Consider the following 8,107-nt stretch of genomic DNA (forward strand, 5'->3'; position numbering starts at 1 on the left):
TAAAAACAATTTAAAACTTGGTTGATAAATGAACTCCTAATAAAACTAGACTAAGGAAAGTCAAATGAAAAAAGGATTGGGGATAATTGGTACAGTATTTTGCTGTGCTATGGGAACAGCACATGCCGGACAAAATGTATGTGTATTCGATTTATTGGGAAAATCGGGTGAATCCTACAAAATGATGGAAGAGTGGGCACTTGCAGCTAAAAGCTGGCAGGCTGACATTACTTTAATTCCATTTCAAGACGAAGCTTTAGTAGATCGTAGACTGCGTGAGGGCAAATGTGACGCAGCTTATATGACCTCAATGCGAGCGCGAAATTACAATAAATTTGCAGGCTCGATTGATGCGATTGGTGGTGTGACCAGTAATGCGATTGCTCAAAAGGCAATTAGTTATGTTTTGGACCAGCGCAATAAACATCGCATGGTAACTGCACAAAATGGAACAAACTATGAGGTTGTTGGAATTGTCCAGATTGGTTTGGCTTACTTGTTTGTAAGAGATAAAAACCTCAACTCAATTGAAAAAGTACGTGGTACTAAATTTGCTATTTTACAATATGACGCAGCTCAAAAAATTATGGTGGAAAGTGTAGGTGCACATCCTATTCCGTCAGAAATTACCGATTTTGTGAAAAAGTTTAATAGTGGCCAAGTCGATGCGATTGCCGCACCTGCTTATGCGTATAAACCCTTAGAAATAGGCAAGGGTATTGGAACAAATGGAGCAATGTTTACTTTTCCAGTGGTCAACGTTACAGGAGATTTAATAACAAGAAATGATAGATTTCCAGCCAACTTTGGAATCAAGTCTCGTGAATGGTTTATTAAACAGTTACCGCAAAACTTCAATATGGTAAAACAGTTGGAAGCAGGGGTACCGCCTAGAATTAAATTAAATTTTTCAGCTGAGGATAAGCTGAAATATCAAAAAATATTGCGTGAAGGACGGCTCAAATTAAGTAAGCAAGGTGTCTATGATGCGACCATGATGAGTGTGCTGAAGCGTGCACGTTGTACGATTGAACGGACTAATTTTGAATGTACGCTCAATGATGAGTAGTTTGTTTTTTAATCACAAAATCGCTACACATATTTCAAAGCTGAATATGGGTATGAAAATTGTGAATATAAAAAGTAACTTACGGAAAATTAGAGATTTTTACTTCTAATAAATAATTTAAATAGAACAAACAATGATCCAATCAGATAAAAATATTTGAGTAAAAGCTCTATTTTTTTCTAAAAAACATGATTAATATCTGTGTTTGAAAGGAAACTTCAAACAAAAAATCTATTCCGTGGAAGGATGAAGAAAATGAAAAAAATCGTACTTGCTATGGCTGCCGCTTCTGTTGTTGGTTTTTCTGCTTCAGCACAAGCAGCGAGTACCGTGTGTGTATTCGACCTCTTAGGAAAAGCAGGCGACTCATATAAAATGATGGAAGAATGGGCTCTAGCTGCAAAAGGCTGGGGTACTGAAATTAACTTAGTTCCTCGTCAGGACGAGGCTGTTGCAGATAATGATTTTAAAGCTGGTAAATGTGATGCTGTAGCAATGACTGCTATGCGTGCACGCCAATATAACAAATTCGCAGGATCAATCGACTCGCTTGGTGGTGTTCCTAATAACCAAATCGCACAGCGTGCTATTACCTATGTATTAGATGCACGTAATGCTGCAAAAATGACAACTAACCTTGGTGGTAAAAAATACGAAGTTGCTGGTATCTCTCCGCTAGGTTCAGCATTTATTTTCGTACGTGACAAAAACATCAACTCTGTTGAAAAAGCTGCGGGTAAAAAATTCGCCGTATTAGGCTATGACGATGCACAAAAAATTATGGTGCAGCGTGTAGGTGCTCAGGCAGTTCTTTCTGATATTTCAAACTTTGCTGCTAAATTTAATAATGGTCAGGTAGATATGGTAGGTGCGCCTGCTTATGCATACAAACCATTAGAACTAAACAAAGGTTTAGGTGCAAACGGTGTAATGTGGAACTTCCCAGTTTTACACGTAACTGCTGACCTTGTATTACGTGCAGATAAATTCCCAGCGGGCTTTGGTCAAAAATCTCGTGATTGGTTCGTAAAACAATTACCTAAAAACTTTGCAATGATTAACCGCCTAGAAGCACAGATTCCGGGTAAATACAAAATGAACCTAAGTGCTGAAGACAAACTTAAGTACCAAAAAATGTTACGTGATGGTCGTATGGACTTAACGAAACGTGGTATTTACGATGCGGGTATGATGTCTGTATTGAAAAAAGCACGTTGTTCTGTAGACAAAGCTAACTTTGAATGTTCAATGCCTGGTGAATAATTCATATTGATCTTAAAAGCCTAGACTTAGTTCTAGGCTTTTTTGCTTTATATAGGCTGTCAATTCAGCCATTGTGGTGAATTGAAAAGTCGCTAATCTAATTTGAAGATAAAACTTCATCTGGATATATGAAGGTATAAAAACTGAACAAGGATGTGAGTGATCAAAGAAGTACTATCGATATTTAAATATCTATTTTTCTTTAATTGAGCTCATATAAACAGAATTGCTCGTAAAAATATCTTAATCGCAAATTTTAGATGAAGCATATCTCATGAGAATCATGCCGACCAGCGTGAAATTTCTTGATGCTAAAAACAAAAAATCTACAAGGAAAGGAAAAGAATATGCGATTTTCCAAAACGCTTTTACTTGCGATGGGACTCACAACAATTTCATTTGCAGCCGAAGCCAAACAAACTATTTGTGTTTTTGACTTCGTTGGTAAAAATGGTGACGTCTATGCACTCATGAAAGATTATCAGCTTGCAGCGAAAAACTGGGGAGCTGATATCGAACTCAAAGTAAATCAAAACGAAGCAGTGATTGCTGAAGATTTTAAAGCTGGTAAATGTGATGGCATTAGCGTATCGGGTATGCGTGGGCGTCAATTCAACTCATTTACAGGTTCATTAGATGCTATTGGTGCGATTCCCGATCTCAAACTTGCTGTTAAAGTCATGCAAGGTTTAGCGAGTCCAACCTTTAGTAAATATATGGTGAATGGGCGCTATGAAGTCGTCGGTGTTATTCCGGTAGGGGACGCTTACCTTTTAGTAAATGACCGTAGTATTAATACAGTGGCGAAAGCTGCGGGTAAAAAAATTGCTGTTCTAGATTACGATGAAGCGCAAAAAATTATGGTTCAGCAGGTAGGGGCACAGGCTGTGAGTGCTGATGTGACTAACTTTGGAGCTAAATTTAATAATCATCAGGTTGATATTATTGGTGCGCCAGCAGCGGCGTTTAAACCTTTAGAACTACAAAAAGGCTTAGGCACGAAAGGAGCAATCGTTAACTATCCAATCTTACAGGTGACTGGAAATATTATTATTCGTCCAGATAAATTCCCAGCTGGATTTGGTCAGAAATCTAGAGAATGGGTGGCAGGCCAGTTACCGCGTGCCTTTACTATCTTAGGAAAAATGAAAGCTGATATTCCGCAAAAATACTGGATGGATGTACCTGCTGCCGATAAACCGGGCTATCAAAAGCTTATGCGTGAATCACGAATTAATCTTACAAAACGCGGTGTTTATGATAAACGGATGATGAAATTATTATGGCAATTCCGTTGTAAGCAAGATGCGAAAAACTTCGAATGTGGCTTACAAGATGAGAATTACAAATAATCTTGATAAAAATACTCAAGATTCGCTTTAAACTTCGAAGACAGACCCTATATTGATTATGCTATACTCAATATAGGGTCTTTTTTATTTTGAAAGGCACAGCAAAATCCGAGGAACAATCATCATGAATGCCCAAGCTCTAGTTTTGACAGATAATGCTGCCAATAAGGTACGCCAACTCCGTGATAGTGAAGGGAATGACGATCTCATGTTACGTGTATATGTAACCGGAGGCGGGTGTTCAGGGTTTTCATACGGCTTCAATTTCGCTGAAAGCGTAAATGAAGATGATGCTGAATTTGTAAATGGCGATGTAAAGATGCTTGTTGACTCACTCAGCTATCAATATTTAGTTGGCTCAGTGGTTGATTACGTTGAAGGCCTTGAAGGTTCACGCTTTATTGTGCAGAACCCAAATGCGACAACAACTTGTGGTTGTGGTTCTTCGTTCTCGATTTAAAAAGAATTTTAAATAAAAAAGCCTCTCTATTTTGAGAGGTTTTTTTATTGGTTAAATCATTATTTTTCACTGATAGATTCTAAAAAGTATTGAACCAGTTCAGGTGCATTCTGATAAGGAATCCAATGAGAAGCGTTCATGAAAATGGCTTTATAACTATTTTTAAAATAACCTGAATTTAACTTGGCACTTTTTTCTGTTACGGCAATATCATCTCTACCCCAAATAAATAGAGTCGGCACATCTATTAATTTAAAAGGATTCTGAGGTTTATCCCAGAAAAATCCACGGTACCAATTTAACGCCGTAGTTAGCCTATTTTCTTTTATAAACTCAGTCTCGAATATTTCAATTTGCTGTTCGGTCATGCCTGATGACTTTAGAAACTTACGGCCTAATTTCGGTATCTTTTTAAATAAAAGTTCGGGCACAATCGGTAGCTGAAAAATTGCAAAATAATAAGATTTAAAAAGTTGTCTACTGCTTAAACAAGCTTTTAAAAATGCGGCTTGATGCGGCACAGAAACTAAAGTGAGATGTTGAATATACTGCGGGTACTTCATAGCTACACTAGACGCAATTACAGAACCCCAATCGTGCCCAATTAAATAAACTGGTTGACCAAGCCCCTTAATAAAAACTGCGACATCTTCAGTTAGTTCACTTAAAGCGTAATGAAAGCGGCTTTGTGGTCTAGCGTTTAGACTATAACCACGTTGATGAATCGCAAGTGTTCTAAATCCATGCTGATGCAATAGTTCAGAAGTTTGCACCCAACTATGTGCAGTTTCTGGAAAGCCATGCAATAAAACCACGAGAGGGCCATCTATAGGGCCTGAATCAATTACATCGAATGTCCAAGCCCCACGAGTATATTGATGAATACGGTTGGTCAAATCCATAACAACATGCCTTACTTATTTTTGTTGGCATTTATCATGAGTTTTTATGCACATTTAAATAACAGCATTTCGGGTCAGTAAATGTGCTATAAGGTCGAATCTAGGTAAAAGAACTTATAAAAAATCTTATACCGCCGTGATTGTTCCTAAAATTCTAAAATCAGACGCACCAGTTACTGCTGGTAAATTACCACTTAAACTATTCACAAAACGCATTGCTAACCATGCAAATGCTGTAGCCTCGACCCAGGTAGGGGAGAGTCCTAAAACATCTGTGGTTTGAACTGACCAATTGTGCTTACGTAAACGCCAGCGTAATTGTTCTAACAAATAAGAGTTATAAGCCCCACCACCACATACATATACTTCGCCTGTTTCCATATCAGAACGATAAATCGCTTTTTGAATAGCACGCACAGTAAGTTTTAATAAGGTTGCTTGAATATTTTCTGGTGTATCTTCTAACTCATCGTAAGTTAAATCATTACGCCAATCGATTAACTGATCATCTAACCAGTCAATATTGAAATCTTCACGTCCCGTACTTTTAGGTGGCTCTTTAGAAAAATATTCATGCGCATGAAGACGGTCGAGTAACGAACGAATAGGATGCCCATAAGCAGCCCAATCACCATTTTCATCATATGGATGACCCGTATGACGATGACACCATGCATCCATCAAAATATTCGCAGGTCCCGTATCAAAACCAAATACGCCGTCAGGATTATTGGCAGGTAACATACTTACATTGGCAATGCCGCCTAAATTCAAAATCACACGATGAATGCTTGGATGTTGAAATAATGCTTGATGAAAAGCTGGGACTAATGGAGCACCTTGTCCGCCTGCAGCCATATCTCTACGACGGAAATCTGAAACAACCGGGATTTGAGTGATTTCAGTAATAATGTTTGGATCGCCAATTTGTAACGTAAAGCCATGCTCTGGACGATGACGAATAGTTTGCCCATGCGAACCGATCGCTTTAATTTGGCTACGGTCTAATTGATGCTTTTCAATTAAGCTATTAATCCCATGACCAATCATTTTGGCTAGAGCAACATCAGCTTTACCCATACGGTCAATTTCATTGTCATCGGGTAAAGTTAATGCCATAAGCTCATCACGTAACTCGGGTTCGAAAGGAACTGTAAGAGTGGCATGAAGCTGTAGTGGCTCAAATGAAGCCGCAACAATATCTACACCATCCATACTAGTGCCAGTCATTACGCCGATATAGATTGCGCTCATATGCAACTTCCCCTGCAAGACGCTGAAAAAATGTTAGTATATCGCACAAATTGAATAACTGATGTGTTTAGGTTTTGTGATGTCAAATTTCTTGCCCGCCGAAGAACAGCTTGCCCTCATCCAACGAGGCACGCACGAAATTATTTCAGAAGAAGATTTACTGAAAAAGCTTAAAGAGAATCGTCCTCTTAAAATTAAAGCTGGTTTTGACCCTACAGCACCAGATTTACATTTAGGACATACGGTACTTATTAACAAACTAAAAACGTTCCAAGACTTGGGCCATGAAGTTACCTTCTTGATTGGTGACTATACAGCAATGATTGGTGACCCAACTGGTAAAAGTGCAACTCGTCCGCCTTTGTCACGTGAACAAGTTGAAGCCAATGCTAAAACTTATCAAGAACAAGTTTTTAAAATCTTAGACCCGAATAAAACAAAAGTACGTTTTAACTCAGAGTGGTTTAACCAAAAGTCTGCTGCTGACCTTATCCAGTTAGCGAGTCAACAAACCGTATCGCGTATGTTAGAGCGTGATGACTTTACTAAGCGTTATAGTAACCATCAGCCAATTGCGATTCATGAGTTCTTATATCCTTTAGTTCAAGGCTATGACTCAATTGCGCTTGAAGCTGACGTTGAGTTAGGTGGTACAGACCAAACCTTTAACTTACTTATGGGTCGTACATTACAAAGCCGTTATGGACAAGAATCACAAGTGTGTATCACTGTGCCGATTCTAGAAGGTTTAGATGGCGTAAATAAAATGTCTAAATCTTTAGGTAACTATATTGGTGTTTTTGATGCGCCAGGTGCAATGTACCAAAAAGTATTATCTATGCCTGACTCTTTAATCGAACGTTATTTCGATTTATTAAGTTTTAAATCTCTAGATGAGATCAAAGCTTTATTAGATGAAATCGCGGCTGGTCGTAATCCACAAGAAGTAAAACGTATTCTTGCACTCGAGTTGGTTGAACGCTTCCATGATGCTGAAGCAGCTGCCAATGCTCATAAGAGTGCAGGTAACCGTATTACAGAAGGTGAGGTGCCAGAAGATACACCTGAAGTGACTATTTCACGTGGTGAGTTTGGAGGAGAAATCTTTATTGCTACGATTTTACGTGTAGCAGGCCTAAACCCGAATGCAGCAGCTGCAAAAGATGCTGTAGCACGTGGTGCAGTAAAAGTTGACTGGAACGTAGTAGATGCAGGTTTCTCTGTAAAAGAAAATGGGACTTTCATTATTCAGTCGGGTAAGAAGGCAATTGCACGTGTAACTTTCACTGACTAAGAAAGTTATATGGTGATAAAAGCAGGAGTAATCCTGCTTTTTTTATTTCTGGATCACAAAATCAATTAAGCGTTCCACGTGGAACAATTTTTAATTAACTTAATAAGTAAAAAATAGAATAAGAAAAGAATAAAAGTATTAATCAATAAATAGAGCATTTGCTCTAGTCTATCTTTGGAATCTAAAATGCTATATATGCCTATAAGTTCTATAAGAAGTCATCTAAAATCTAAGAAGAACAGTATTATTTTTAAAATAAAAAATTAATAAAAGTAGTGAAAATGCCTAAAAAAAAGCCATGTATATCACTTTTTTCGCAAAATAGTAGAAAAAAACGGCACTCAAGAGAAAAAGGCTGAAATACCCCTTGCCAATGGGATTTAATAGTCTATAATGCACATCCATCGGCGGTGATGCAGATAGAAACTTGTTGAAAAACAGTTACTTAGAATTGAGTTGGTTGCTTTGAGTAATGAATTTGATGTTAAGTTGGTTTTGAGAATAAGTTTTAAA

At 38.0% G+C, this 8,107-nt stretch carries 7 protein-coding genes; 5 read left to right on the forward strand and 2 right to left on the reverse strand.

The genetic code is table 11. The features are described from left to right. Window positions 1–64 precede the first annotated feature (64 nt). The 4 genes from ACH8JV_RS15340 to erpA all read left to right on the forward strand — a co-directional run bounded on the left by ACH8JV_RS15340 (window position 65) and on the right by erpA (window position 4,144). Entirely contained in the window at window positions 65–1,069 is a 1,005-nt protein-coding gene (locus tag ACH8JV_RS15340; RefSeq protein WP_396522225.1) for a putative solute-binding protein, read from the forward strand. Window positions 1,070–1,324: 255 nt separating this feature from the next. After that, entirely contained in the window at window positions 1,325–2,332 is a 1,008-nt protein-coding gene (locus ACH8JV_RS15345) for a putative solute-binding protein (RefSeq protein ID WP_002051905.1), read from the forward strand. Between the two features lie 347 nt (window positions 2,333–2,679). Continuing rightward, window positions 2,680–3,684: a putative solute-binding protein gene (locus ACH8JV_RS15350; protein ID WP_002051879.1), complete on the forward strand. Its 1,005-nt coding sequence runs from the start codon at window positions 2,680–2,682 to the stop codon at window positions 3,682–3,684. A 124-nt stretch (window positions 3,685–3,808) separates the two neighbouring features. Continuing rightward, window positions 3,809–4,144 carry an iron-sulfur cluster insertion protein ErpA gene (gene erpA, locus ACH8JV_RS15355; RefSeq protein WP_000993572.1) on the forward strand — a complete coding sequence of 112 codons (336 nt, stop codon included), beginning with the start codon at window positions 3,809–3,811 and terminating at the stop codon, window positions 4,142–4,144. Window positions 4,145–4,203: 59 nt separating this feature from the next. Here erpA and ACH8JV_RS15360 read toward each other — a convergent pair whose 3' ends face one another. Next, complete coding sequence (locus ACH8JV_RS15360) at window positions 4,204–5,046, reverse strand: alpha/beta fold hydrolase (protein WP_017393175.1); 843 nt, start codon at window positions 5,044–5,046, stop codon at window positions 4,204–4,206. Between the two features lie 126 nt (window positions 5,047–5,172). Further along, the gene (locus tag ACH8JV_RS15365; RefSeq protein ID WP_004711281.1) at window positions 5,173–6,300 is read right to left on the reverse strand and encodes an anhydro-N-acetylmuramic acid kinase; all 1,128 of its coding nucleotides are present in this window, start codon (window positions 6,298–6,300) and stop codon (window positions 5,173–5,175) included. Window positions 6,301–6,361: 61 nt separating this feature from the next. Between ACH8JV_RS15365 and tyrS the strand changes: the two genes are divergently transcribed. Further along, a complete protein-coding gene (tyrS, locus tag ACH8JV_RS15370) occupies window positions 6,362–7,594 on the forward strand; it encodes a tyrosine--tRNA ligase (protein ID WP_006581460.1) in 1,233 nt (410 codons plus the stop codon). The last annotated feature ends 513 nt before the right edge of the window (window positions 7,595–8,107 follow it).

It is taken from the genome of Acinetobacter sp. ABJ_C5_2 (assembly GCF_044538485.1).
Taxonomy (GTDB): Bacteria; Pseudomonadota; Gammaproteobacteria; order Pseudomonadales; family Moraxellaceae; genus Acinetobacter; species Acinetobacter nosocomialis_A.

Bases quoted from the DNA above. Each gene is read 5' to 3' on its own strand.
- ACH8JV_RS15340 (WP_396522225.1), top strand. From the start codon at position 65: ATGAAAAAAGGATTGGGGATAATTGGTACAGTATTTTGCTGTGCTATG.
- ACH8JV_RS15345 (WP_002051905.1), top strand. From the start codon at position 1,325: ATGAAAAAAATCGTACTTGCTATGGCTGCCGCTTCTGTTGTTGGTTTT.
- ACH8JV_RS15350 (WP_002051879.1), top strand. From the start codon at position 2,680: ATGCGATTTTCCAAAACGCTTTTACTTGCGATGGGACTCACAACAATT.
- erpA (WP_000993572.1), top strand. From the start codon at position 3,809: ATGAATGCCCAAGCTCTAGTTTTGACAGATAATGCTGCCAATAAGGTA.
- ACH8JV_RS15360 (WP_017393175.1), bottom strand. From the start codon at position 5,046: ATGGATTTGACCAACCGTATTCATCAATATACTCGTGGGGCTTGGACA.
- ACH8JV_RS15365 (WP_004711281.1), bottom strand. From the start codon at position 6,300: ATGAGCGCAATCTATATCGGCGTAATGACTGGCACTAGTATGGATGGT.
- tyrS (WP_006581460.1), top strand. From the start codon at position 6,362: ATGTGTTTAGGTTTTGTGATGTCAAATTTCTTGCCCGCCGAAGAACAG.